This is a genomic window from Mycobacterium sp. RTGN4 (assembly GCF_033804635.1).
In the GTDB taxonomy this organism is placed as follows: domain Bacteria; phylum Actinomycetota; class Actinomycetes; order Mycobacteriales; family Mycobacteriaceae; genus Mycobacterium.
This window is the reverse complement of sequence record NZ_JAPZLB010000002.1, coordinates 155316-180693: the sequence shown is the minus strand read 5'-3', so window position 1 is coordinate 180693 and position 25378 is coordinate 155316. Positions and strand designations below refer to the sequence as shown.

Below are 25378 nucleotides of genomic sequence, written 5' to 3'. Positions count from 1 at the left end.
CGGCGTCGCGCGGATGGCTAGCTTCGACCGCTCGGTACTTCGGTCGTAACGGGAAGGGCCCGGTGTTGCCTAGCCTGGGTAGTTGTTGCAGGCGCCGAAGGCTTGCTCGATGACGGGAACATACGGCTGGCTCGCTGGCTGGTTCCGTATCTGTTGGGCCATCTCGACACGTTGACTTTTCGGCGCGGCCAAGAACTGGCGCAACCCGGACTGCGTCTCAGGCGAGGCGTTGAACGCCGCTGCGGCTAGCGGATTCTGCGCGTTGAGCGCCGACACGAATTGCGTGTAGGTGCACGTTGAATCCACTATCGGGTCTGCCGACGCGATCCCGACCCCGGTGGCCAACGACAATCCGAAACCCCCCACCGCGACAGTCAGTCTGATCAAAGACCGTTTGCTCATGATTTGGACCCTCCCTCTTGGCACGATTGCTCCTCCCCGACGGTTTCACTCTAAACGCTCCGGTCAACCATGCTCGTGCTTTCAGATTCGGCGGAACCCGGCCAACGGTGCGCTCTGAAAATATTGACGTGTGATGCGACAAATTGCACTGAGTAAGCGGATGCTGCGTCGTGGCCCAGTCTCGCCATAGTCCGCTGCGATCTCGAATCTATTGCGGCGGATGGTATTTGCCGACCGCCCGTCGATCCACTTGTCGCATGTGTTCGCTTCCCACCTCAACGCAGTCGACAATTGAAGCGGCGCGTGTTGGTCGTCCCGACGAGTGGTCGATCGCCGTCGTCACCCGTGAATAGGCGAGGTTTTGCCGAAAGCAAAATTTCCGCCGCGAGGATTCGTCGTCCGTTCGTCTTCCACATTGCTAATCCGGTCGGAGAACCGTCGACCAATTTGGTACGTTCGTGTCGTGTCCGAACGCTGGCCGAAAGTACGGATCGGTATTTTGGGCGCGGCCCGCATTGCACCACTGGCAATCGTCAAGCCAGCCCAAACCAATGATGACGTGGTCCTCACTGCGGTGGCGGCACGCGATGGAACCCGTGCTCGGGCCTTCGCCGCCAAACACGGGGTCGCCCAGGTGCACGATGATTACCAGTCGCTGATTGAGAATCCAGACGTGGACGCGGTGTACATCCCCTTGCCGAACGGCTTGCACGGCAAGTGGATACGAGCTGCGCTCAAAGCGGGAAAGCATGTGCTGTGTGAAAAGCCGTTCACGGCCAACGCTGCCGAGGCTTCCGAGATTGCCGAACTGGCCGCAACGTCCGACCGGGTTGTGATGGAGGCATTCCATTACCGCTACCACCCGCTGACTCTGGCGATTGAAGAGATTCTGGCGTCAGGGGAGCTGGGCCAGCTGGAGCGGATAGAGGCGTCGCTGTGCTTCCCGCTGCCAAAGTTCTCTGACATCCGCTACGACTACTCCCTCGCTGGTGGCGCGACAATGGATGCCGGGTCCTACGTGGTCCACATGGCCCGCACTTTCGGCGGCTCTACCCCGGAAGTCGTTTCCGCACAGGCGAAGTTACGCAGTCCCGACATAGATCGAGCGATGACGGCCGAGTTGCGGTTTGCAGACGGGCACACAGGCCGTATCCGCTGCTCGATGTGGTCTTCGAAGCTACTGCAAATGAACGCGAAGGTGATTGGCGACCGCGGCGAGCTACGCGTGCTAAATCCGGTGACACCTCAACTCTTCCATCGACTCTCAGTGCGATCGTCCAACGGCCATCGCGTGCTGCGCTTCCCGCGGCGCGCTTCCTACGCGTACCAACTCGACGCATTCGCCGCGTCGGTCCTGCGTGGCGAGCCCGTGAAGACGCCGCCCGAAGACTCGGTCGAAAACATGACTGTCATCGACGCGGTCTATCGTGGGGCCGGCTTGCCGCTCCGCAAGCCGACGTGAACTCTTTGCCTACCCTTGATCCCATTCGCTGAAGTAGCAGCGTGGTCATCAGCTTCAACGGCTTCACTGTCATTGATGAGGGATTACCGACGTTCGTTAACTGCGATTTATTCGAATGAAAATTCGCGGAAACATGTCGGATTCGTGCCAACCGTGGATGCGTTCCGGAAGTTGCCACGGTCCGGGTCCAGCACGTCCGGCGTGCTTGCAGCATGATTCGCTAAACGCCCGTTCCATTAGGCCCGATGTATGTGACAATGCCCGTATTCGACAATGAACCACCGTTATGAGGTAGTGGTTTTGCACCAGGCTGGCAGCATTAGCCCCTCCAAGGGATTGCAGGATCGGCGCTTCGCGAAGCCTGAATTTCGTCCAGACATTGAAGGGCTGCGCGCCGTCGCGGTATTGGCAGTTGTGCTATTCCATGCGGCTATACCAGGCGTGGGTGGCGGGTTCGTCGGCGTGGACTTGTTCTTCGTCATCTCGGGCTTCCTCATCACCGGGCTGCTCTGGCGCGAAGCGAATACGACCGGCAGCGTCCGTCTGCGCAGCTTCTACGGAGCACGGGCACGACGGCTGCTACCGGCGTCAGCCACGGTAGGCATCGTCATCGCAATTGCCTCGGCATTGCTGTTGCCATCGTTGCTGCAAGTCCGCAGCGTCTTCGAGGATGGCATCGCCAGCGCGCTATATGTCAGCAACTACTGGTTCCTCTTGCAGGGTGTCGACTACATGGCGCCGGTAATGCCGCCGTCACCATACGAGCACTACTGGTCTTTGGGGGTCGAGGAGCAGTTCTACCTGGTCTGGCCGGCGATGATTCTTGGCATTGCTTGGGTGATCCGGCGCCTGCGGCGGCGCACCAGAGCCCAGGCCACCTCGTCGGTGCGCCCCTACGTGGTTGTCCTAACGTTGGTTGTGGCCGTGTCGTTCGCCCTCTCTTTGGCGATCACGTACGTCGTACCGTCCATAGCGTTCTTCTCGCTGCCCACGCGGGCGTGGCAGCTGGCCGCCGGCGGTTTGATAGCGCTCACGGCCAACCATTGGCGCCGACTGCCCGCACTTTCGGCCGCAATCGTGGGATGGGCAGGGTTGGTTGTCATCGCGATGGCCTGCACGCTACTGAGCACGAACACGCTTTACCCAGGCGCCGCCGCACTTCTGCCAACGCTCGGCGCGGTGCTGGTGATCGGCGCCGGCTGCGCCTCGCCTTCTGGGGGAGGCGGTCGCCTCCTGGCCTTACCGCCGCTGCAGGCCATCGGCCGCGTGTCGTACTCGTGGTATCTGTGGCACTGGCCGCTTCTGCTCTTCGCACCGCTGATCTTGGGCCATCCACTTGGCTTAGTCGCCAGGCTGACGGTGGTATTGGGCTCTTTCGTGCTGGCAGTGCTGACGCTACGTCTGATCGAGAACCCGCTGCGATTTGCCGCGCCAATTCGCCGGTCTGCCAGGGCGAGTCTGGCGCTTGGCGGCGGCGTCACGGCGGTCGCTGTCGGTGTGTGCGTGATGTTGCTGGCAGTCACTTCTGTTCCGGTTGGCCGCGGTGCGCCGGTTGCGCCACTGGCCCTCAGTGGAATCCGCCACCCTGCACAACCAAGCATCAACGCGGACGACGCGGCGGTTCAGCAAGCGTTTGAGCAAGTGCAGGCCGCAGTCTCGGCAGCCACGCTGCCTGCACCCGTACCGTCAAACCTCGAACCATCACTTTCCGATGCAGCAAGCGAACTCACCTCGCTGTTTCTCGGCGGGTGTATGCGCGCGGGCACTCAAGGGGGGCAGCCAGAGTGCGCGACAGGCGACACCGCCTCGGCAACGACGGTGGCGCTGGTGGGAGACTCCCACGCGGCGATGTGGAATCCCGCGTTCGAGCATGTTGCAGAACAGCAGCGCTGGCGACTGGAAACGCTCACCAAAACCGCCTGTCCGTTGTTAGATCTGCGCGACCCCAACGCCGTTCGTCGCCTGGTGTCACAGTGCGAGCAATGGCGGAATCAGATTGTCGCCCGGCTCCGCGCTGAGCACCCGAGGCTGATAGTGGTGAGCATGTGGCGCGGGTACGTCGCCGGGCACGGTGGGATCGTGCCCGGTTTCACCTCGTACTCCCCAGCCTGGATCGACAGCCTGACCCGTCTGGTGCACGACCTGCGCGCGACCGGGGCGACCGTACTGGTGCTAGGGCCCGTCCCGGATCCGCACGAATCGGTGCCGATTTGCGTGTCCAGCCACCTCGACGATGCGACGGCCTGCGCGCAACCACGTTCCCTGGCGGTGAACGCCTCTGGCATCGCCGCCGAGTCCGCCGCAACCAAAGCCGCTGGCGGGCACTACGTCGACGTCACCGATCTGTTCTGCACCGCTGATCGGTGTCCAGTCGTCGTAGGCAACACGTTGGTCCACTTTGACTGGTCTCACTTGACATTCGAATACTCACGTCAACTGGGGCCGGTCATGGAAGCGGTAGCCAACCGAACGCTCGCGGTTGCATGAAAGGCCCAATCAGACGCGGCTCACTTGCCAAATACTTCCCTACATCGATCCGGGTTGGAATTGCTAATCGCATTTGCTTGCCACGGTGGGCGAACGCGAACGGGGTTTCATGAATCTCGGTCAGGTACTCGATTCACGAAACAACGCGTTGAACGCGTGGCGCATCACGCTGGCGATTGGCGTGATTTTCTCTCACACATTCCCACTCACTGGACGCGAAGTTTCATACCTGCCCGTTCACCAGCTGCTCGCTGACGTCTGGGTTGACGGGTTCTTCGCAATGTCGGGCTTTCTCATTACGTCGAGTTGGCTCAACAATCCTCGCGCCCGTGACTATTTCGTCGCTCGGTGCCTTCGAATACTTCCCGGATTGTGGTCCTGCCTTATCATCACCGCGTTTGTCATCGCCCCAATTGGTGTCGCGATCCAGGGCGGCTCGGCCACGAACCTTCTGCGCTCCACTGCGCCGATACTGTATGTCCTGAAAAACAGCGCGGTGGCGTGGCTCCAGCCGGATATCGCCGGAACTCCGAACGGGGTTCCTTGGCCACACGGATGGGATGGTTCGCTATGGACCCTTCTGTGGGAGGTGCTCTGCTATATCGCGATTTTTGGTCTTGGCGTATTCGGGCTCCTCAAACGCCGTTGGCCCATTGTCGCCGTGATGATGCTGGCGCTGATCTGCGCGGCGATACTCCCACCGAAAAGGGCATTCGACGTAGATGCAGGCGCCGCCACTCAGCATCATGTCGTCGACGGTGCCACGGCCCTCACGCTCGTCGGCGTGGTCGCAGCTCGCTTCGCTGTCGTGTTTCTTGCTGGGGCGCTGCTGTATCAGTTCCGCAACGTGATTCCCGCCCGGTGGTCGATAGTGGCGGTCAGCATCGGTGTCGTCCTAGCGGCAGCGCTGCTGCCGGATTACCGACTAATTGGCGCCATTCCGCTCGCGTACGCCATCATCGTGTCCGGTGCCCTCATCCACAACAAGCGGTTGAGATTGCGGACGGACCTGTCCTATGGCGTGTACATCTACGCCTTTCCGGTGCAGCAATTGCTCATCATTTGCGGGCTTGGCATTCTCAATCCGCTTCTATTCGCGCTCATTGCAACCATTGCTACCCTGCCGCTAGCCGCGTTGAGCTGGTTCGTCGTCGAGAAGCCTGCGTTGTCGCTCAGGTCACGCCTGAAACGCAAGGCATCCCCTGGTCAAGATGCGCCACCCAGAGTTGACGGTTTCGGGGTCGGCCCGCCACTACCCGTTGAAGGTCATCGCGATGCCGCCGAGCGTCGTGCCGATTGACTCGTCACTCGAAGCCGAGAAGGGCTCACAAACCAATGCGCTCACGTCGCAAAGTGCGACTCGTTCACGTGCGCAGCCACCCTCAAGGCATTGGCCGCTACTGTCAGACTCGGATTCAACCCAGCGCTGGAAGGGAAGAACGACGCATCCACCACGTAGAGGTTGTCCACGTGGTGCGCCCGGTTTTGTGGATCAAGCACGCTCGTCTTGGGGTTGGTACCGAAGCGGCAGGTTCCGCAGACGTGAGCTAGGGCCTCGTTGTTTTCTGCGCCTCGCAGGTTGAGCTTCCGAAAAGGCTTCAAGACCTCTTTCAGCTGCCGCAGGAAGACCGCACGGCGTTCGACCTCGTTGGGGTGAAGTCGGTACCGAATTCGCACCCGTTGACGGCCCTCCAACCCTGGTCGACCTGACGGCAGGACGCGGTTGTCCAGGTAAGGCAGATCTTCCATGATCGGTGCAAGCACCAGTCCGCCGTTGAGGTACCGCTCGTAGACGCGGCGCAGCACCGGGCTCATCAGGTGCAGCGCCTTCGGGCCCCAGCCGGGCTTGCTGGTCAGCACCTCCAAGGGAGGCATCGACCCGAAAGACTGTACCGTTCCGTACTTTTGGCCGTCCAAGAAATAGAAGTCGCTGAGGCCGATCTCCTTGTTCTCTGCCGTGATCTTGCACCCAGGTTCTGGCCAGACTTCGATCAAGTCGATCAGGTGACGCATCAGGTTGCGGCCCACCCAGTCCGAATCGTTGGCCAATCCGCGCGGCCAGTCGGCAGAACGTGAATTGAGCAACAGGGCCGGAGTGGCCAACGCGCCGGCGGCCAGCACCACTACCTTGGCCTTCAAACTCATCGTGCCGGAGGGGCTTTCGCAGATCACTCGCTGAACCTCCGTGCGGTCGGCTTCCAAGCGCACGGCTCGAGTTTCGGTCAGCAGGTGGGCGCCGTGCTCGGAAACGGCCGGCAGCACGCAATTGCGGGCGGCATCGTTCTTGCACGACTCCTGGCACAGGTAGCCCTGGCAGGTTGCACAACCAGCGGTGTAATCACACGCCATCGGCAGGTGGTAGGGATGGAGTCCGCGGCCAGACAGGTAATCGACCAGCGGTTGGTTGTCTGCTGAAAAGGGCGGCGCCCCAGGCAGTCCGACTTCAACAGCCTCCGGGCGCAGCGGATCCGGCTGGCCACGAACCCGTAGCAGCTTCTCAGCGGCGGCATACCAGGGCCGCAGCTGATCGTAGGTGACCGGCCAAGATTCTGGCACGGTGGAATCGCCGGGATTCCGGAAGTTCTGCCGGGGCGTGAAATCCTGAACGAAGAATCGCTCGCATACCATGCCGTAGATGGCCGATGAGCCTCCCGTGCCGCTGCCGAGGAACGGCACGAATCGCCGCGAGAAGCGCCCGCTGATGTCTTCGACCTCGTCGGTTGAGCGCCCGGCCCGGGCCAAAGCGTCGTAGTACGTTGCTGTGGAACGACCCGCCCGCGCCTCGGCCACCTCGGGCATCGACGAACGAATGGTCCCCGGCGTTCCAGGCAGTGTCGATCGCCCCTTCTCGACGAAGAGCACCTTGCGGCCCGACCGGGCCAGCGAATAGCCCAGCATCCCGCCGCCCATACCGGTACCGATCACGACAACGTCCCAGACAACGCGCTCCGCATCTCGCACGCTCACTTGGCCTTCCGCCAAATTGAAACTCCTCAAAGAATGCACGCCAAATACTTACCGATTATGGCAAGTCCCGTATTTATCATCCGTGGCCGCTCACAGGTTGCGGGGCGATCGTGCGTGATCACTTCGTAGGATCCAGTTCCACGCCTCGGTTGTGGGCTGACTGATTTCCACCTTCCGGAGGTTCACTCCGCCGCCCGAAGCGGGATTTCAGCGACATCGCGGGCTTCTCAACGAAGAACCAACTGAGTGCAGCCACCGGCAGCGTCACGAGCGCAGCAACGACCGAAAGCCCGAGCGGATGCAGCAGCCCACTCATGATCAGCAACGTTTGAAGTGGGTAAGCGTAGATATACATCCCGTAAGACAAATCTGTACGGAGCCTCAAGCATCTGTTACGGATGAGTGCACCCGAGACAATGATCGCGTAAGCCAGCGGAATCGCGCCAATCAAGCGGTAATTCGGCATAAAGGTGGACGCCATGACGACGGCCACACTCACCGCGACGAGCGACCAGCGAGCGGGAATCTCATTTCTGAACTGAAACAGGAGCACGCCAGCCGCGAACATGACGGCAAATCGCGCGGCCGTCGCCTGCGCGTAGAGCACAACGGTTGCGACGTCGATCTCTTCCGCCCCTGGCGGCCGTTCTCCGAACGAGGTCAACGACGGTAGCTGCGATGACCAAAACAGAGCCAGCGCCAACAGCAGCGGGATGAACCATCGGCGACGAAGAAGTCCGACAACGCCAAGGCCAGCGATGGCAACGTAGCAGAACATCTCCCACAGCAGGGTCCAAAGAGATCCGTTCCACATGTGCGGCCACGGGATCCCGAGCGGAGTTCCGGCGATGTCGGTCTGGACCATCGCCACTGCGCTGTTCTTTAACACGTACACGATTGGCGCAGTTGACAGCAACAGCTTAGAGACTGAGCCACCCTGAATCGCCACACCGATCGGAGCGATCACAAACGCAGTGACAATCAGGCAGGCCCACAGCCCGGGGAGGATTCGCAGAGCCCGTGCGACGAAATACTCGCGCAATCGCGGATTATGGAACCAGCTGGACGCGATCAGAAACCCTGAAATAGCAAAAAAACCGTCAACCCATGCATCGCGCAGAAATTGGTGAACGGGCTCGAAAGTAACGTCATGGCCGGTATTCAAATAGGAGTGCCAAAAGATCACGCCCGTTGCCAAGACCAATCGCCATGCGTTCAGCGCGTTGTTTCGTGGATCGAACTGCTGTCCCAGTCTCATGTTTCCCCTCGGTGACGCCCAGTCACCCTCGCCGGCATCAAAACCGACTGTGTCCCGCGCTCGACGGACACGGCTTAGACAGACGGCCTTTGAAACTCGACGGTTGGCGCTTCATCGTCTTGGCGCCGCGTCTCCCCCAACAGCAGCGACCGGACAAGCCAACGGGGTCCCTGCGACTCGAGCAGGGCACTCGCCGGGCGGGGGCGCACACGTTGCGGCCACCAGAACCATCGGCCGAGCAGGGCCGCGATGGAGGGGGTCATGAACGAGCGCACGATCAACGTGTCGAACAACAGTCCTAGCGCGATGGTGGTGCCGATCTGACCAATGATGCGCAGATCACTGACCACCATCGAGGCCATGGTGAACGCGAAGACCACCCCGGCCGTCGTGACGACCTTGCCGGTACCACCCATGGCTCGGATGATGCCCGTATTGATGCCCGCGCCGATTTCTTCCTTCATCCGTGAGACCAACAGCAGGTTGTAGTCAGACCCGACCGCCAGCAGGATGATCACGGACATCGCCAGCACCATCCAGTGCAGATTGATGCCCAAGATGTACTGCCACACCAGCACAGACAAGCCGAAGGATGCGCCCAACGAAAGTGCCACCGTGCCGACGATCACCAGGGCGGCAATGAGACTTCGCGTGATGATGAGCATGATGATGAAGACGAGGCATAGCGCAGCGATGCCCGCGATCAAGAGGTCGTACTTGGAGCCGTCCTGCCAATCCTTGGCGGTCGAGGCGGCGCCAGCGAGGTATGTCTTGGCGTTTACCAGCGGTGTGCCTTTGAGTGCTTCGTCGGCAACCGTCTTTATTTGATTGATCCGTGCAATGCCCTCCGGCGACGCGGGGTCACCGTTGTGCGAGATGATGAACCGGGCGGCCTTGCCGTCCGGAGACAGGAACGACTTCAGCGCGCGTTTGAAGTCGGGGTTCTCGAACACTTCAGGCGGAAGATAGAAGGTGTCGTCGTTCTTGGAGGCGTCGAAAGCCTGCCCCATGGCGGCTGAGTCCTTGCTCGAGTCGACCATCTGGTCGAGCAAGCCCGAGTAGGTGCTCTGCATTGTCAACAACATGTTTTGGATGCGCTTTAGCGAATCGATGAATTTAGGGAGTTGAGCCGCCAGCTGCGGCGTCACCTGATCCAATCTATCCATCTGCACGACCATCTCACCCAATTCATCCGTAAGCGCGTCGGTACCGTCGAGCGAGTCGAAGACGGACCTAAACGCGAAGCAAATGGGAATGTCGTAGCAGTGGGGCTCCCAGTAGAAGTAATTACGGATTGGCCGGAAGAAATCGTCGAAGACCGCGAAACCACTTCTCAGTTCCTCGGTTGTCGCCTGCACCTCGTGAATCGTGCCGTTCAGATCATGCTGGATTTGGACAAGCTGCATCGTCGCGTTGTACTGCAGCTGCAAGACATTCATGATGGTCGACAAATCGGTAGCCTGCTTGGTCATGTCGCTTATGCGGGCCTGCTGAAACTTCAACACTTGAGCCTGACCGGCAGATTGCAAGCTGAGCATGAACGGTATCGAAGTGTGGTCGATGGGCGTTCCGTCGGGCCTGGTTATTCCTTGCACCCGCGAAATTCCGCGAACCTTGAAGATGGCCTTGGCCACTTTGTTCAGCACCAGCAGGTCGGACGGATTACGCATGTCGCGGTCGGATTCGACCATGAGCACATCCGGCATCAACCGCGTCTGAGAGAAATGCCGTTCAGCAGCCGAGAATCCCTCGTTGGCAGGAATGTTCTTCGGTATGTAGTTCCGGTCGTTGTAGCTCGTTTCGTAGCCTGGGAGCGCCAGCAGGCCGACCAGTGCCACCGCGAGGGACGCCACCAGTATCGGCCCGGGCCACCGTACGACCGCCGTGCCGATCCCGCGCCAGCGGTGAATCCGCAACTTGCGCTTGGGTTCCAATAGCCCGAAACCGCTGGCGATCACGATGCCCGCCGGAACCAACGTCACCGCGACCGCGACAGCCGTGAGCAGGCCGATGGCACACGCCACGCCCATGGTCTGGAAGTAGGGCAGGCGAGTAAAGCTCAAGCAGAGGATCGCCCCGGCGATCGTCACACCGGATGCAAACACAACCGGAGCCACGCTCCGATACGTGGTGAAGTAGGCCGCCTCCCGATCCTGACCAGCCTGGCGAGCCTCTTGATATCGGCCGAAGAAGAAGATCCCGTAGTCGGTTCCGGCTGCAATGCTGAGGAAGACCAGCATGTTGACGCCGAACGTAGACAGCACGAGAAGATCGTGGTGGCCCAGGAAGGCCACCACTCCTCTGGCGGCCGCCAACTCGAACCCAACCATCAACAGCAGCAGAATCACCGTGGTGATCGAGCGGTACACCAGGAGCAGCACGGTGAAGATGATGACGACGGTGACAAGGGTGATCTTCAGGATGGAGTTGTTGCCACTGTGCTGCATATCCGAAGCCAGTGGCGCTTGGCCGGTGACATAGGTCCCGACTCCGGGCGGCGCAGGTATCCGACTCACGATGTTGCGGACCGCCGCCACCGACTGGTCCCCGAGCGTCGTACCTTGGTTTCCAGCCAGATTCAGCTGAACGTACGCAGCCTTGCCATCGGGACTTTGTACGCTCGACGATGTGAAGCGATCGCCCCAGAGATCCTGCACGTGCTCGACATGAGTTGTGTCGCTTCGTAACTCGCGTACCAGATTGTCGTAGTACGAGTGAGCATCCTCGCCGAGTGGCTCTTGTCCTTCCAGCACGATCATCGCGGAGCTGTCGGATTCGGACTCCTTGAAGACCTTGCCCATGCGCGTCAAGGCCTGCACCGATGGTGCGTCCGCAGGCATCACCGATACCGAATGCTCTCGCCCGACCTGCTCGAGCGAAGGGATGGCCGACGCCCAATTCCATCCGACGGAGGCCAGATTGGACAGCAGGATGATCGCCAGCCAAAACAAGACAATGGGCAGCGCAAGTCGCCGTATTGTCCGCGCCATGAAGGGCGGCCGAGGGGTGTCGTTGCTCATACGCCTTCGTTAGTCCCTCAGCAACAGCGAGCGCACCAGCGGACGGGGACCCACCGACCGCAGGAGGCTACTTGCGGGACGCTGCCGGACATGTAGCGGCCACCAGAACCAGCGCCCCAACAGTGCGGCAACCGACGGCGTCATGAAAGCCCGCACGATCAGGGTGTCGAACAGCAAACCCATGCCAATGGTGGTGCCAATCTGGCTGATGCTGAGCAGGTTGCTGACGACCATCGACCCCATGGTGAATGCGAAGACCAGGCCGGCGGCGGTGACCACCTTTCCGGTACCGCCCATTGACCGGATGATGCCGGTGTTTATGCCGGCGCCTAGTTCTTCCTTCATCCGTGAGACGAGCAGCAAGTTGTAGTCAGAGCCCACCGCCAACAGGACGATGACGGACATGGCCAACACCACCCAGTGGATCTGCACGCCGACCAGATACTGCCAGACGAGCACGGACAGTCCGAAGGACGCACCAAGGGAAAGCGCCACCGTGCCGACGATGACGAGCGCGGCGACGAACGCTCGCGTCATGATCAGCATGATGATGAAGATGAGGCACAGCGCAGCGACGCCCGCAATCATCAAGTCGTACTTGGAGCCATCCACAATGTCCTTCGTGGCGGCCGCGGTCCCACCGACGTAGATCTTGGCGCTCTCGAGAGGAGTTCCCTTCAGCGCTTCCTCGGCGGCCGCCTTTATCGGCTCTACGCGCGACATGCCCTCGGGCGTCGCGGGATCGCTCCGCTGCGTGATCAGCATCCGCGTAGCCTTGCCGTCCGGAGACATGAAGATCTTCATGATTCTCTGGAAGTCCTCGTTCTTGAACACCTCCGCCGGCAGGTAGAAGGAATCGTCGTTCTCGGCGTTGTCGAAGTCTTTGCCCATCGCAGTGGCGTTCTGGCCTGATTCGTCTTGCTGGGCCATGATGCCGGACATTGTGCTGTGCATGGTCAGCATCATGGTGCGCTGACTCTCCATGGTCCCGATCATGGTCGGGAAGGTCACCAGCATCTCCGGCAAGATTGCGTCTAACTTATCGAGGTCCTTGACCAATTCCACCATTTGGTCAGTGATCATGTCGACGCCGTCCAGCCCGTCGAAGATCGACCTAAACGAGAAGCAGAGCGGAATGTCGTAGCAGTGCGGCTCCCAGTAGAAGTAATTGCGGATCGGCCGAAAGAAATCTTCGAAGTCCGCGATGTGATCCCTCAACTCGTTCGTGGTCCGCTGCAACTCATGCGTCGATTCGGTCAGGCCGTGGGTGATGTCGACCATCTGTTTCATGACGTCGTACATGTGCTGCATCAGCGCGATCGTGGTGGTCATCTCATCGGCCTGTTTCAGCATGTCATCCATGCGGTCCTTCTGAAACGGCAGAAATAGCTGCTGCGAAGCGTTGCTGTTGCTAATCATGGCTGGCAACGACGTGTGGCTGAGCGGTTTACCCTCGGGCCGAGTCACCGCTTGTACTTCGGCAATCCCTGGAACCGCGAAGACAGCCTTCGCCAACTTGTTCAAGACTAGAAAATCAGCGGGGTTACGCATGTCGTGATCGGACTCGATCATGAGCAGATCGGGCGCCGCCATCAGCGACGTGGGAAAATGTCGTGCGGCGGCGGTCAGTCCCACACTGGCGGGGATGTCCTTCGGGATGAATTTCTGATCACTGTAACTAGGTTGATAGCCCGGCAATGCCAATAGCCCGATCAGCGCGACTGCCAGTGAGGCCACCAAGATGGGCGCAGGCCACCGAACGATCGCCGTGCCTACGCGCCGCCACCGGCGAGTCTTGATCGCCCGTTTGGGCTCGAACAAACCAAATCGACTGCCGGCGGCCATGACTGCGGGCATCAGCGTGAGGGACACCGCGACCGCGACCAGGATGCCGATCGCACCCGGCACTCCCAGGGGTTGGAAGAACGGTAGCCGCGTAAAGCTGAGGCAGAAGATTGCGCCGGCGATCGTGAGCCCGGACGCCAAGACGACCTTGGCGACAGAGCGATAGGTCGTGTAGAAGGCCGCTTCTCGATCCTCGCCTGCCTGGCGCGCCTCTTGATAGCGGCCGGCGAAGAAGATGCCGTAATCGGTTCCCGCCGCGATCCCGATCGACACCAACAGATTGACGACGTACGTAGTGAGGCCCACATAGCCGTGCAATCCGAGGAATGCGACCACTCCCCGGGCCACCTGTAATTGCATCCCGACCATCACCAAGATGAGGACCGTCGTAATCACTGAACGGAACACGAGGAGCAGCATCACGAATATCACGGCCATGCTCACTGCGGTGATGAGGAGAACCGTGCTATTGCCACTCTTGCCCATATCCGCCACGACTGCCGCCGGACCCGTGACATACGCCTTTACACCAGGTGGCGCGGGCGTGCGGTTCACCACGTCTTGAGCGGCGTCGACCGACTGGTTCCCCAAGGCCTGACCCATTTGACCGGCGAGGCTCACCAGTGCATACGCCGCCTTGCCATCGGCACTCTGAGCGGCGCCCGCGGTAAGCGGATCACCCCAAAAATCTTGAATGTGTTGCACATGCGTCGAATCATCGTTTAATTGACTAACGATTGAATCGTAGAATTTGTGCGCGTCGTCGCCGAGTGGTTGATCACCCTCGATGAGCAGGACTGCCATATTTTCGGAATTGGACTCCCCGAAAAGCTTGCCCATGCGCGACATCGCCCGAATCGCCGGCGCATCTTGAGGGCTCAGTGATATCGAATGAGTTTGCTCCACCACCTCGAGCGGAGGTACGGCGACGGTCACGATTACTGCTATTGCCAGCCAGGCCAGGATGATGAGCGCCGAGAAGCGATGAATCGTCCGGGCGATCCGTGGCCGCACGACGGGTCGCTCGTCTATGTCTTGATTGCTCATGCCGACTTCAACAGGCAGGAGGTGAAGGCGTTGACCTCATTGGACGTCTTTTCGGCCTTGACCTTGCCATCGACCATGATCCGGCATCCGATGTTGTTGGTGTCGCCCTGCGCGACCACACTGCCCACTGCCGAGTTGCCAGTCACCGCGAAATCCAGAGTCCAGGGCAAGCTTGCGCTTTGAATGTGTTGCGGATCGGCGTTCACGTCGAAGTAGCTGATGCTCGCCACGGTGCCCGGTGCTCCGAACACCTCATACGTCAGATGCTTGGGGTTGAAGGGCTTGGTGTCGGCGTTCTTGGTGTCCGCGTACGACACGCGATTGTCCGTGCCGAAGACAGCGCGTAAGCGTGAGACAGCAAACCCGCCGGTGACGACGACCACTACGATGAGCAGCGGAATCCACAGCCGCTTCAAGATTCCGAAAATCTTAGAGCTCCTCCCATGTCGTCACTCCCCGGCCCATGCTGCGGCATGCCGCCGCACGATCGCAAACGCTCGGCCCGCCCGGGGGCGCAACTCGATCGATGAAGACTAACCCATGCCAGATATGTGCACTCGGTGTTGTTCTCGAGGCGAGATGCGATCGGAACGATCGCTCCATAACGGGTACGCGCGTACTTGTTCTTCCCTCAAGTCGGGCAAAGGAAATCCGGCGGCGCGATCGCAAACGCAGGTGCGGGTACTCAGCAAATACCCGGCGGCGCCTAGATATTTGCGTTTGCATTGACAATCTCCCTAAATGCTCCGGACCGGCGAATTTTTGGCCGATAACTGTCGAGGCGACGTAGGTTGAGCCCGCTATCGAGTCTCGACGCCGACAGCAAGTAATCAGGGAGCCCCGGCGTTACCAAAGCGTCACGGGCAGCAGACGGACTGCCGTCACCGATGGGCCGGTGACCAGGTCTCGGCCAAGTTCTGTCAGAAGACTGACGGTGGTCTATGGGGACGCCCGACGGGTGCCGTGTGGCCCTCTCGCCTCGACCTTCGAGTCTCTCGATCTGCGTCCCAGCACGCCCACGATGGCCCCTGGTGCAGGGACAAACGGGCTCGAGCCCCCGTGGGCCGATCCGCGCGAATGTCGGCCTCGGGTTCCAACGTCGAAGCCGTACGTGCATTGAGACGAGACGGGATCGAACGACTACGGCATTCGAACTGCGTTGGCGCAGAACGCAAGCCGTCACCGATCCGGCCCGGCGTCCGTCCACGATCAGCGACCGTGCCGGGGCCGACGGGTTCCGGAGGTGTCGACGCCGTCAGGAAGCAATGAACTCGGCAGCGGCGCACCGCATCGACCCAGCGACTCGGAAAACAACACATGGGTCGCACGCATAGCTCGTCGAGCAAACATCGAGTTCGCCCCCGACGTATGGCCGACCAGGCCTGTTGAAGGTCCGACCGCGATTGTTTTTACCCCGCAGACGGAGAAAGGCCGTCATGCCGTCGGCGGATACTCCAGGTTGTTGCAATCGATACAAATCGACTTTGCTGTTGGCTTTTTCAACTACTAGTTCCATGGCGTATCGGTAAAGCGAGAATTCGTGCCCGCAGCGCCCGCCCACACCTACGCCTTATCGTGACCTTATCTTTCCCTTACCTTTCTTAATATTGGTGTACGGTTGCCCCTACTAACCGCCCGATCGTCGGAAGGACGCACATGCACCACGAAGCCGCACGCATCGTCTTGGTAACCGGAGCGTCCAGGGGTATGGGCGCGGAGGTCGCGCAACAGCTCGCCAGTCCCGATACCCACGTCATCGTGAACTACCGCGAACACTCAACGCAGGCGCACGACATCGCCGAGGCCATCCGGCGCGCAGGCGGACACGCGTCGACTCTTGCGGCCGACATCTCCGATGAAGCCGACGCAGCGGCGATGATCGAATCCATCGCCGTCCGCTTCGGCCGATTGGACGCCCTCATCCTGAACGCGTCAGCCGGCCTCGACACCGATGTGGCCCCCGGCTATGCCATGCGGCTCAACCGCGACGCGCAGCGTCACCTTGCACGGCTGACCATGCCGCTGATGCCCGTGGGCGGACGCATCGTGTACGTCACCAGCAATCAAGCCCACTTCTTCCCCAACAAGGCAGTGCCGAAGGGGTATTCGGCCGTGGCCGCGAGCAAGCGCGCCGGCGAGACGGCGCTGTACGCAATGCGTTCGGCGTTCAGCCACGCCGGTGTACATCTCACCGTCGTCTCCGGTGACCTGATCGACGGGACGATCGGGGCGATCAACGAGTTCGCCGGTGCGATCGTCAACGCGACCAACACGCCAGGTCCCCGAAGCATCGCCTACGTCGGCGGCGCGAATTACCTCGCCGCCGCCTGAGCTGCCGGACCGGCAGAGATTCACAGGTAATTCTTCAGACTGACTTCACGCGATGTCATAGGCTGGCGCCACCGTGCGCCCGGAGCCTTCCGACCGCGAGTGCGCACACCGAAATGTCAAAGGAGACATCGATGGTGGTGCCTGCTCGTCGCAGCCCGAACAATGGCGTTCGCGCGCCACGACTCTCCCGCGTGGCCGTAGTCGCGGTTGGCGTGGGAATCGCGGCGGCGGCCGGACACGACGTGGCGTGGGCTGACACCGGACACTCAGATTCGTCGGGCAACACATCCACCCATTCGAAGTCCGGAACCAGCAGCGGACCCAGAAAGGCTCAAGGCGGCCACCGTCATCAGCGCGACAGGTCGTCAACCACCCCGAAGAGCCCGGACGCTGACAGCGCGGCCGAGACGGCGAAACCGTCTGAGCACGAATCGAATTCACAACCATCGCAACACGACTCGACGCCTCGCGCCGCCAAGCGGATCCGGTTGTTCGATACCGCTGGGGCTGGTACGACGAAAACCGGATCGTCACCCCACCTGGCGGTGAACGACCAGGCGCACCTGCGCATCTTTGCGCGAGCGGCGGACCGTCAAACCACCGTGAAGCCGACCGCGCGGCCCGCCGAGGTTGCCGCACTGATCTCCTCGAAGTCGGAGTCGGCACCAAGCACCTCGGCGACGGATCCAACTACGACACCGAGCGACCCGGAACCGCTGTCGCCGATCGCCAAGATCGCCGCCCTGCCGGGCCGCATCGTCAACACGGTGCTCCAAACACTGGACATCACCGTCTCGTCGACCGGTCCCAAGAGCCCGCTCAACTTCGCACCAATCGACGAAGCGTTGTTCGCGGCTTTCCGACGGGTGGAAGCTGCTGTGGGACTGGACAAAACGCCGGTCGCGCAACCTGTGCCTCCTGCCGAGACGTACGACGGGTCCACGACGGCGAAGACGCCGACCGTGGCGCAGTTCCTCAACGCAGCGGCCTCGGAGTACGTACTCGGAGGTACCCCCGACGGGCTGCAGCCGTTCACCGTCGACGGCAAGCAGATGACGTCCACCAACGTGCTGACCGGTGAATCCGCACAGGTCTGGGTGACGCCGCAGAAGCAGGTCATCATCGCCTATCAGGGCACGACGGGCGGCACCAACCTGTTGTTCAACCCGCTGATCGCCATCTCCCAGGTCGTCACCGACGCACAGGTGATCTTCACCGACACGACTCCGCAGGCGTTCACCGACTCGCTGACCTTCGAGCAGCAGGTGGAGGCCGCGGCCGCCGAACAGGGCTACGACAAGAGCGACATCTTCGTCACCGGGCACTCACTGGGCGGCTGGGAAGCTGAGTACGTCGCGCAGCAAGCCGGTGTGGGCGGCATCGGATTCGAGAGTCCCGGCATCAACACCATTGTCGAAGGCAACGGCGTCGACTCGGGGTTCGTCAACGTCGAAACCTATGGCGACACGGCGGCATATCTGGCCACCGATCTGCCCGCGTTGCAGCCGTTCATGCCGGCCTACGTGCCCGCCGGGGGAAGCAAGCCGCACTACGGCTCGATCGTGATGCTCGGGGACCCCGACGCCACCAACCCGCTGGTGAACGCCTCCTCGCTCTGGGGCACCAGCCTCGTCGGAGACGCAATCTTCGCGGTCGACATCCTCGGCAACTTCCTCGAGCATCACCTGCCCGGCATGCAGGCCTACAACCTGGGCGTCAGCCCGGATCCCGGTGTGGTGCCGTGGCTGGGGGCCACCATGGGGCCAATCGAAGCGGGCTACGGGGACATGACGATTCCGCAACTCGAGTTGGCCGCTTCACAGGCGGGGACGCTTATCAAGCCGTAGGCCTGGTGCAGGCGCACGATGTACCCAGTAACGCATTCGCCAGTGATGCCGATTGACCAGCAACGCGAGGGTCATCCGGCGACGAGGAGTGTGGGTTGCACACGGTACTCGGATTCGCGACGACCAAGTCCTCCATCGAGTGCGTTCGCATCGAGAAGTCCGGGGTGGGTGACGCGAGCGTCACTCGTGAGTCGCTCCATGCTGCGCCGCTCGGCGGGGACACAGCTGGCGACGCGTATGCGCATCTGACGGCCCGCGTCTGGTTCCGCATGCGGCGGCTCAGCCACGTGGACGAGCACCCGGTGCGCGCGGTCGGGGTGACGTGGACCGAAGGCGCCGATCACGAGGCCACGCTGCTCGTCGAAGCGCTCACGGCCGCAGGCCTCGCTAATGTCGTCGCCATCGAAGCCGGCGAAGCCAGCAGGGAATTGGCGCGCGCACGAGCGCCCGCTTCCGATCCGGTGGCGTCAGCCGCCGACGGTCTCGTTGGCTGGCTGCACGCGGTCGTCGCTAGGCATCCAGCCAGCGCTGCACCCCAAGCTCAGTCGGAGCTCGCGATGGGCGCGGCCGTCGCCGCGGCCCACGGCGCACGGCCACCTCGAGCGTCGGCCGCGCGCAGCACCTGGCGCCACTGGCCATGGCGGCAGACGCGCACGACGGCGGGGTTGTTTGCTTGCGGGTTGGCCCTTCTCGTGTCGCTGTCCCTGAGTACCGAACTGCGACACCCGTCGGGACCACCTGCTCACCAACCACAAGTGGACACCACGCCGGGCGGCCCGGTTGTGGTGCCTGCATCTTCCGCCCCCGTGCTGCAAGTCCCATCTCCTGAGCCGCCGCCAGCACCCGCCCCTGACACCGCTGAGGTTTCCTTGTCACCTCCTGCGGCCCCGGAGCCTCCGGCAGGCACGACGTTGCCTGCGCCACAGGCGCCGCTCATGCCCGCGCCGGGCAATCAGATCGCGCCGCCCATTCCAGACCCGATGCCCGTCGAGCAGGCTCCGCCGGAGCCCAATTGCTTTCTGCTGTGCGGTATTACGCTGTGAACATCAGTCTTCCGGTTTTCGCTTGGCTGTCCTGGCTGTTCGGCCGTGCACGCCGAGGCTCAGCGCGTACTGACCGCCGTGCGACGCTGGCTGGGTGAAGTCGTTCGGCCCCATCGCCACCGTCGTACTCCTGGTCGCCTCGGCGGTCAGCGCATGCCATCAACAGCCCACGCCATCCGACCTCGATCGCATCCTCACCGCGGGTGTGGTGCGGGTCTGCAGCACGGGTGACTACCGGCCCTTCACCTATCGCGATCCCGAGGGTCGGTGGAGTGGCATGGACGTCGACCTGGCAGGCAACCTTGCCGCGCAGCTTGGTGTGAAGCTGGACTTGGTGCCGACCACCTGGTCAGCGCTGATGAACGACCTCGACAGCCGGTGCGACCTGGCAATGGGAGGCATAACCATCACCCTCGATCGCGCCAAGCAGGCCCGCTTCTCCGCGCCCTACCTGCGCGACGGCAAGGCCGCCGCGGTGCGATGCGCGGACACGGCGAAGTACCGTTCGCTCGCCGACATCGACCAGCCGGGAGTACGGGTCGTCGTCAACCCGGGCGGTACCAACGCCGACTTCGACAAGGCTCAGCTGAACCACGCCACGGTCATCCAATACCCCGACAACAACTCGATTTTCGACCAGCTCACCGACGGCAAGGCCGATGCCATGATCACCGATGCCAGCGAAGTCCGCTGGCAGACAACACAAAAGCCGCAGTTGTGCGGCGTCGGCGTCGACCATCCGTTCACGTTCACGCAGAAGGCCTACCTGCTGCCCCGCGACGCCGAACTGACCCAACAGTGGGTCAACCAGTGGCTCAACGTAGTTGCCAACGACGGCACCTACGCGACGCTCAGCCAGAAGTGGCTAGGCCGCGTCGTCGGGCCCTAACGGCGCACTGCGCACCGAAGGTCATGTTCGACCAGCTGCAGGTCGGTGGCAGCTTCTCGGAGTTTGGGTCGCAGTAGGGCACCGAGTCCGAGCCGCTGCAGCCACGGCACGAATAGCAGTCGGAGGTTGCGGCGTAGTAGCTGGCCGCGGGTGCGCGATATCACCGTCGAATCGGTCCGCAGCGCCAAGTCCTGGTTCTTGACAACGTAGTCGCGCAGCCGGTGCTCGTAATTCGCGAAGGCCTGCTGCGGATCATCGTGCCAGGCCAGTTCACTGGCCAGTACGTAGGCACCGGCGATCGCGATGCTGGTGCCCTGACCGGACAGGAACGCCGGTGCATAGGCGGCGTCTCCGACCAGCGCGACGCGGTCGGAACTCCATCGGTCGTCCATGCGGACCTGGCTGACGGTGTCGAAGTAGACGTCGTCGGCGCGCGGCAGGGTGTCGATGATTTCCGCAGTGCGCCAACGATCTTCGGCGAACGCGGTGCGGACACTGCGGGCGAGTTCGGCGCTGTCGCGGGTGTTCACCGCACCCGGTGTCTCGTGGACGAACGCCAGAAATGCCCGCGCGGGCGTGCCGTCGGTGGGGCGTTCGACGAGCACGGTGCGTCCGGGATGGGAGTACATGTATCCGGCGCCCGGGGCGAATTGATCCTCGGGCAGATCCCAAATCGCCGCGTACGGACCAAGATGCCGGACGAATTGGGCTTCGTCGCCGAACGCCAGGGCCCGAACTCTTGAGTGGATCCCGTCGGCCCCGATCACCACGTGGAACGACTCGGGCGGGCGGTGGTCGAACGTGACGTCGACGCCGGAGTCGGTCTGCGTCAGCGCGCTGATCGAGTCTCCGAAGACGTACTTCACCCGGTCGGCGGTAGCGCCGTACAGAATCGCGCTGAGCGCGCCCCGGCTGAGCTCGACGTCGCCGGATTCGCCGTCGTTGAGCAGGCCGCCGAAGTCCAGCGTGGTCAACCGTCGCCCGCTGGGGGCGAGCAGGTCGACCGGAACGTGGCGATAGTGCGCCGCCGCGATCTGCTCGTGCAGTCCCATCCGGCGGACGACGTCCACCGCAGTCCCCCGAATGTCGATGGGGTAACCACTGGTGCGCAGGCGCTCGGCGCGTTCGACGACGGTGACGTCCCAGCCGGCCTCCGCCAGCCAGAAGGCCAGTGTCGGACCGGCGATGCTGGCGCCGGAGATCAGGACGCTGCGGTTGGTCATGGCGATCCTCTGGTGTCAGATTAGCTACACATGTGTTGCTTATGTCCGCCACGCTAGCAACGTGCGATAAGCTACACAAGTGTCCTCTAACCCGCCCGCCGGCTCACGTCGCCGCGGCGCCGTGCTGGAGTCCGCGATCCTCGACGCGGCCTGGGATCAGCTGCTCGAGGCCGGGTACGAGCACTTCACGATCGAGGCAGTCGCGGCCCGGTCATCGACGGCCCGCTCCGTGTTATACCGGCGCTGGCCGTCGCGGTTGGACCTGCTCAGGGCCACGATCCGCCATCGGGGCGAGGCCGATGAGATATCGGCACCGGACACAGGCAGCCTGCGCGAGGACGTGCTCGTGCTCCTGACCGAGATCAACGACCGGCGATCCGGGCTCATCGGATTGTTCACCGTCCGACTGGGCGCCTACTTCGACGAAGAAGGGGGCTCGCCTGCGGAGTTCCGCAGGCTGTTCCTCCCGGACGGCCCGTCGGTCATGGACACGATCGTCGAGCGCGCCGTCGTGCGTGGCGAGCTTGGCTCGGCGCCGCTACCCGCCCGCATCAGGTCGCTCCCTGGCGATCTGCTCCGCCACGAAATCTTCATGACGATGACGGCGGCGGCGCCGGCCACCCTCGTCGAGATCGTCGACGAGGTCTTCCTGCCGTTGGCGACGAACTTCGGTCGGTGATTGGCGCTTATCGCGTCATGGCACTACTTTTTCTTCGGTGACGTCCTCAGCTGTTGGCACAGTCGCCCGGTGGATCTCCCCCTTCGTCGCAGTGGCGGCCGTCGCCGCGCTCGGCCTGGCTTCTGATCCGGTGCCGGACGTCCGCGCACCTGCGGTCCGCCTGGCCAGTGACGGCAACCCGTTGGACGGGCAGAACTTCTACGTCAATCCCGACTCCAAGGCGATGCGCGCCGCAGCGGGCGCGCCCAGTCCCGAATTGACCGCCATCGCCAACACGCCAACGGCGTACTGGATGGATCAGGCCTCGACCCCCGCGGTGGACGCGAAGTACATCGCCTCCGCCCAGGCCGCGGGCACCATGCCGATCCTGGCGCTCTACGGCATCCCGCATCGGGACTGCGGGAGCTACGCCGCCGGCGGGTTCGGATCGGCCGATGCCTACAAGGGCTGGATCGACGGCGTCGCAGCCGCCATCGGCGGCGGCCCTGCTGCGGTCATCCTCGAACCCGACGCGCTGGCCATGGCCGACTGCCTGTCCGGTGCCCAGCGTCAGGAGCGCTTCGACCTGATGAGCTACGCCGTCGACACGCTGACCCGGAATCCGGGCACGGCGCTATACGTCGACGCCGGCCACTCGCGCTGGGTGAACGCCGACGAAATGGCCAACAGGCTCAACCAAGTCGGCGTCGCCAAGGCGCGGGGCTTCAGCCTCAACACCGCGAACTTCTTCACCACTGGTGAGGAAATCGGTTACGGCGATGCGATTTCCGGGATGACGGGCGGCAAGCCCTACGTCATCGACACCTCGCGCAACGGCGCCGGACCTGCCGACGGCGAGTACTACTGGTGCAACCCCAGCGGCCGGGCGCTCGGCGCCGCGCCCACCACCGCGACCGGAAACGGAAACGTCGACGCCTTCCTGTGGGTGAAGCGTCCCGGCGAATCCGACGGCTCGTGTGGGCAGGGCGAGCCGTCCGCAGGCACCTTCGTCAACCAGTACGCCGTCTCACTCGTTCAGAACGCAGGGCACTAGTACCGGTCAAGCTTGGCTCAGCGCGAGCGGCGCGCTGAGACGTAATAGCTTGGTACCGGGCTCTTCTCGCCGACGCCGGTGGAGCCACCCCGATAATGGGCGACTGCTTGCGGCACCGTGGTGGCTGACGCGTCCCAGCCGTGTTCGGCTAGCCACTCGACGACGTCACTACGTGCTTCGGCGTACGACAACTGGTCGACGTCGGGAACTTCTGCCCCGGCCTGAGCGCCCAGCGCCGCTCGCCAGCGCTGGTTCAGTTCCCGTTCGCGCGCCGAACGTCCCGGCTCCGACGCCTCTTCGGTGGGTGCATTGGCGACGATCCGACTTCCGACAGCACTCATCTCGTGGATACGCTCGAAGAGCAGATCCTGCCCCTGCGCCGGCAGGTACCGCAGCAGTCCCTCAACCGACCATGCCGTCGGCGACGCCACGTCGAATCCGGCCTGTCGCAGCGCCGTTGGCCAATCTCGGCGCAGATCCACCGCCACCTCGATACGTTGGGCGGTCGGCGATGCGCCGTGCGCGCGGAGCGTCGATGACTTGAAGTCGAGCACCTTGGGCTGATCGAGTTCATACACGCGGGTGCCATCGGGCCACGCCAGTCGCCACGCCCGCGCATCCAACCCCGCCGCGAGGATCACCACCTGGCGGATTCCCGCATCGGCCGCGGCGCCGAAGAAGTCATCGATGAACGCCGTCCGGGACGCGAAGAAGTCCCACAGTGCCCGCAGCTGCGCGGCGAGTTCGGCGTCCACGTCAGCCGCAGGCAAGCGGTCGAACATGCTCCACGTGCCCTCACCGGCGGCGTCGAGGAAGACGCGGGCAAAGGGGTCACGAAACAGGGGTTGCGCACTCTCGGTTTCCGCCGCACGCGCTGCCGCCACGGTCAGTGCCGTCGCTCCCACACTCTCGGTGATGTCCCAAGTGTCGTCGTCTGTTCGCGGCATCGTGAGCCCTTCCACGTCGGCGTCCCATCGAGTCCGGACGGTACGCCGATCACCTGACGACGCTCACAGCACCGAAACAGCGACGCGCATGTCCGGTTACCGCGGCGCTTCCAGGGTGGTGATGCGCGACCGCACCTCGTCGAGTAGTTCGGGGACCGATTCGAACTCGCCGGGATGAATCGGGTCCCCGAAGATCACGTGCACGGTGTGTCCGAAGGACGGAAGCTTCTTGTCGAGCGGCAGGACCTTGTTGGCATCGACGAGGCGGACCGGGATGATCGGCGCACCCGTGCGCTTCGCCAAGACTGCGACGCCGGGTCGGTACGGCGCGGCCTCTCCCGGCTTCACGCACTTCTGTTCGGGAAAGATCCCGACCAGCGCCCCATCGTGCAAGGCCTGGGCCGCGCTTTCCATCGCCTGCTTTCCAGACTCCGAGTCGCCGCGGACGACGGGTATCTGACCAAGCACTTCCACGAGCCAGCGGGTGAGCGGCGATTTCCACAGTTCCGCCATCGCCATGGCGATCGCCTGACGGCGGAGCGCCGCAAGGATGAACAACACGTCGATCATGGATGTGTGGTTGGCGGCCAGGATTACCGCGCCCTCGTTCGGCACGACGTCGGCGTTGACGATCTCAGTCCGGATGATCCGCGTGAAGCCCAGCGTCCACAGGGCAAGGCGAATCGACCACGTCACCAACCATGCGCGTTTTCCGAGGCCGCGCGACCGAGCCCTCCTCGACAGTCCGGCCATGCGAGTCCTCACTGCCATCACCGTGCGGTGATCGGCGCTTATTGGGCCACGACTCTATGGCTTACTCAGGGCGACGTCGGACCCGCCACCGAATCCACGCGCCGCTGGCTGGATGACGGCCGGCCGCGTCGCGAGTCCCGCCGAA

Annotated in this window: 18 protein-coding genes; 9 read left to right on the top strand and 9 right to left on the bottom strand. The window is 62.7% G+C overall.

The genetic code is table 11. The annotated features are described in order from the left end of the window. Positions 1–69: 69 nt before the first annotated feature. Positions 70–402: a hemophore-related protein gene (locus tag SLQ30_RS04890; protein ID WP_319448823.1), complete on the bottom strand. Its 333-nt coding sequence runs from the start codon at positions 400–402 to the stop codon at positions 70–72. A 463-nt stretch (positions 403–865) separates the two neighbouring features. On the opposite strand from SLQ30_RS04890, the gene SLQ30_RS04885 reads away from it, so the two are divergent. The 3 genes from SLQ30_RS04885 to SLQ30_RS04875 all read left to right on the top strand — a co-directional run bounded on the left by SLQ30_RS04885 (position 866) and on the right by SLQ30_RS04875 (position 5651). Next, positions 866–1864: a Gfo/Idh/MocA family oxidoreductase gene (locus tag SLQ30_RS04885; RefSeq protein WP_319448824.1), complete on the top strand. Its 999-nt coding sequence runs from the start codon at positions 866–868 to the stop codon at positions 1862–1864. Between the two features lie 273 nt (positions 1865–2137). Next, positions 2138–4351 carry an acyltransferase family protein gene (locus SLQ30_RS04880; protein ID WP_319448825.1) on the top strand — a complete coding sequence of 738 codons (2214 nt, stop codon included), beginning with the start codon at positions 2138–2140 and terminating at the stop codon, positions 4349–4351. A gap of 109 nt (positions 4352–4460) precedes the next feature. Then, complete coding sequence (locus tag SLQ30_RS04875; RefSeq protein WP_319448970.1) at positions 4461–5651, top strand: acyltransferase; 1191 nt, start codon at positions 4461–4463, stop codon at positions 5649–5651. A gap of 41 nt (positions 5652–5692) precedes the next feature. Here the strand turns inward: SLQ30_RS04875 and SLQ30_RS04870 are convergent, their stop codons facing one another. From SLQ30_RS04870 to SLQ30_RS04850, 5 genes are all read right to left on the bottom strand, one after another. Next, entirely contained in the window at positions 5693–7333 is a 1641-nt protein-coding gene (locus SLQ30_RS04870; RefSeq protein ID WP_319448826.1) for a GMC family oxidoreductase, read from the bottom strand. A gap of 103 nt (positions 7334–7436) precedes the next feature. Further along, entirely contained in the window at positions 7437–8576 is a 1140-nt protein-coding gene (locus SLQ30_RS04865) for an acyltransferase (RefSeq protein ID WP_319448827.1), read from the bottom strand. Between the two features lie 74 nt (positions 8577–8650). Continuing rightward, positions 8651–11596, bottom strand: coding sequence for an RND family transporter (locus tag SLQ30_RS04860; protein ID WP_319448828.1), 2946 nt, complete (start codon positions 11594–11596; stop codon positions 8651–8653). A 9-nt stretch (positions 11597–11605) separates the two neighbouring features. Further along, on the bottom strand, positions 11606–14488 hold the full coding sequence (locus SLQ30_RS04855) for an RND family transporter (RefSeq protein ID WP_319448829.1): 2883 nt from the start codon (positions 14486–14488) through the stop codon (positions 11606–11608). After that, positions 14485–14907 (bottom strand): MmpS family protein, encoded by a 423-nt coding sequence (locus SLQ30_RS04850; RefSeq protein WP_319448971.1) that lies wholly within the window; start codon positions 14905–14907, stop codon positions 14485–14487. Before SLQ30_RS04850 ends, SLQ30_RS04855 begins: the two co-directional genes overlap by 4 nt. Before the next feature lie 1237 nt (positions 14908–16144). On the opposite strand from SLQ30_RS04850, the gene SLQ30_RS04845 reads away from it, so the two are divergent. From SLQ30_RS04845 to SLQ30_RS04830, 4 genes are all read left to right on the top strand, one after another. Continuing rightward, positions 16145–16819 carry an SDR family oxidoreductase gene (locus SLQ30_RS04845; RefSeq protein ID WP_319448830.1) on the top strand — a complete coding sequence of 225 codons (675 nt, stop codon included), beginning with the start codon at positions 16145–16147 and terminating at the stop codon, positions 16817–16819. A gap of 131 nt (positions 16820–16950) precedes the next feature. Beyond that, positions 16951–18666 (top strand): hypothetical protein, encoded by a 1716-nt coding sequence (locus tag SLQ30_RS04840; protein ID WP_319448831.1) that lies wholly within the window; start codon positions 16951–16953, stop codon positions 18664–18666. A 95-nt stretch (positions 18667–18761) separates the two neighbouring features. Next, the gene (locus tag SLQ30_RS04835; RefSeq protein WP_319448832.1) at positions 18762–19709 is read left to right on the top strand and encodes a hypothetical protein; all 948 of its coding nucleotides are present in this window, start codon (positions 18762–18764) and stop codon (positions 19707–19709) included. A gap of 94 nt (positions 19710–19803) precedes the next feature. Beyond that, positions 19804–20598: a transporter substrate-binding domain-containing protein gene (locus SLQ30_RS04830; RefSeq protein WP_319448833.1), complete on the top strand. Its 795-nt coding sequence runs from the start codon at positions 19804–19806 to the stop codon at positions 20596–20598. Here SLQ30_RS04830 and SLQ30_RS04825 read toward each other — a convergent pair. Beyond that, positions 20595–21821: an FAD-dependent monooxygenase gene (locus SLQ30_RS04825; RefSeq protein WP_319448834.1), complete on the bottom strand. Its 1227-nt coding sequence runs from the start codon at positions 21819–21821 to the stop codon at positions 20595–20597. The genes SLQ30_RS04830 and SLQ30_RS04825 overlap by 4 nt on opposite strands. A 79-nt stretch (positions 21822–21900) precedes the next feature. Here SLQ30_RS04825 and SLQ30_RS04820 point away from each other — a divergent pair, with 79 nt between their 5' ends. Beyond that, complete coding sequence (locus SLQ30_RS04820; protein WP_319448835.1) at positions 21901–22500, top strand: TetR/AcrR family transcriptional regulator; 600 nt, start codon at positions 21901–21903, stop codon at positions 22498–22500. A gap of 37 nt (positions 22501–22537) precedes the next feature. After that, a complete protein-coding gene (locus SLQ30_RS04815) occupies positions 22538–23533 on the top strand; it encodes a glycoside hydrolase family 6 protein (RefSeq protein ID WP_319448836.1) in 996 nt (331 codons plus the stop codon). Positions 23534–23550: 17 nt separating this feature from the next. Here the strand turns inward: SLQ30_RS04815 and SLQ30_RS04810 are convergent, their stop codons facing one another. Both SLQ30_RS04810 and SLQ30_RS04805 read right to left on the bottom strand, forming a co-directional pair. Beyond that, on the bottom strand, positions 23551–24480 hold the full coding sequence (locus SLQ30_RS04810; RefSeq protein ID WP_319448837.1) for an SAM-dependent methyltransferase: 930 nt from the start codon (positions 24478–24480) through the stop codon (positions 23551–23553). Positions 24481–24576: 96 nt separating this feature from the next. Then, positions 24577–25245, bottom strand: coding sequence for a lysophospholipid acyltransferase family protein (locus SLQ30_RS04805; protein ID WP_319448838.1), 669 nt, complete (start codon positions 25243–25245; stop codon positions 24577–24579). Between the last annotated feature and the right edge of the window lie 133 nt (positions 25246–25378).

What these genes read in the sequence shown, in the direction of transcription:
- SLQ30_RS04825 (WP_319448834.1), bottom strand. Translation starts at nt 21,821, where the DNA reads ATGACCAACCGCAGCGTCCTGATCTCCGGCGCCAGCATCGCCGGTCCG.
- SLQ30_RS04865 (WP_319448827.1), bottom strand. Translation starts at nt 8,576, where the DNA reads ATGAGACTGGGACAGCAGTTCGATCCACGAAACAACGCGCTGAACGCA.
- SLQ30_RS04855 (WP_319448829.1), bottom strand. Translation starts at nt 14,488, where the DNA reads ATGAGCAATCAAGACATAGACGAGCGACCCGTCGTGCGGCCACGGATC.
- SLQ30_RS04840 (WP_319448831.1), top strand. Translation starts at nt 16,951, where the DNA reads ATGGTGGTGCCTGCTCGTCGCAGCCCGAACAATGGCGTTCGCGCGCCA.
- SLQ30_RS04810 (WP_319448837.1), bottom strand. Translation starts at nt 24,480, where the DNA reads ATGCCGCGAACAGACGACGACACTTGGGACATCACCGAGAGTGTGGGA.
- SLQ30_RS04875 (WP_319448970.1), top strand. Translation starts at nt 4,461, where the DNA reads ATGAATCTCGGTCAGGTACTCGATTCACGAAACAACGCGTTGAACGCG.
- SLQ30_RS04860 (WP_319448828.1), bottom strand. Translation starts at nt 11,596, where the DNA reads ATGAGCAACGACACCCCTCGGCCGCCCTTCATGGCGCGGACAATACGG.
- SLQ30_RS04890 (WP_319448823.1), bottom strand. Translation starts at nt 402, where the DNA reads ATGAGCAAACGGTCTTTGATCAGACTGACTGTCGCGGTGGGGGGTTTC.
- SLQ30_RS04845 (WP_319448830.1), top strand. Translation starts at nt 16,145, where the DNA reads ATGCACCACGAAGCCGCACGCATCGTCTTGGTAACCGGAGCGTCCAGG.
- SLQ30_RS04880 (WP_319448825.1), top strand. Translation starts at nt 2,138, where the DNA reads ATGAACCACCGTTATGAGGTAGTGGTTTTGCACCAGGCTGGCAGCATT.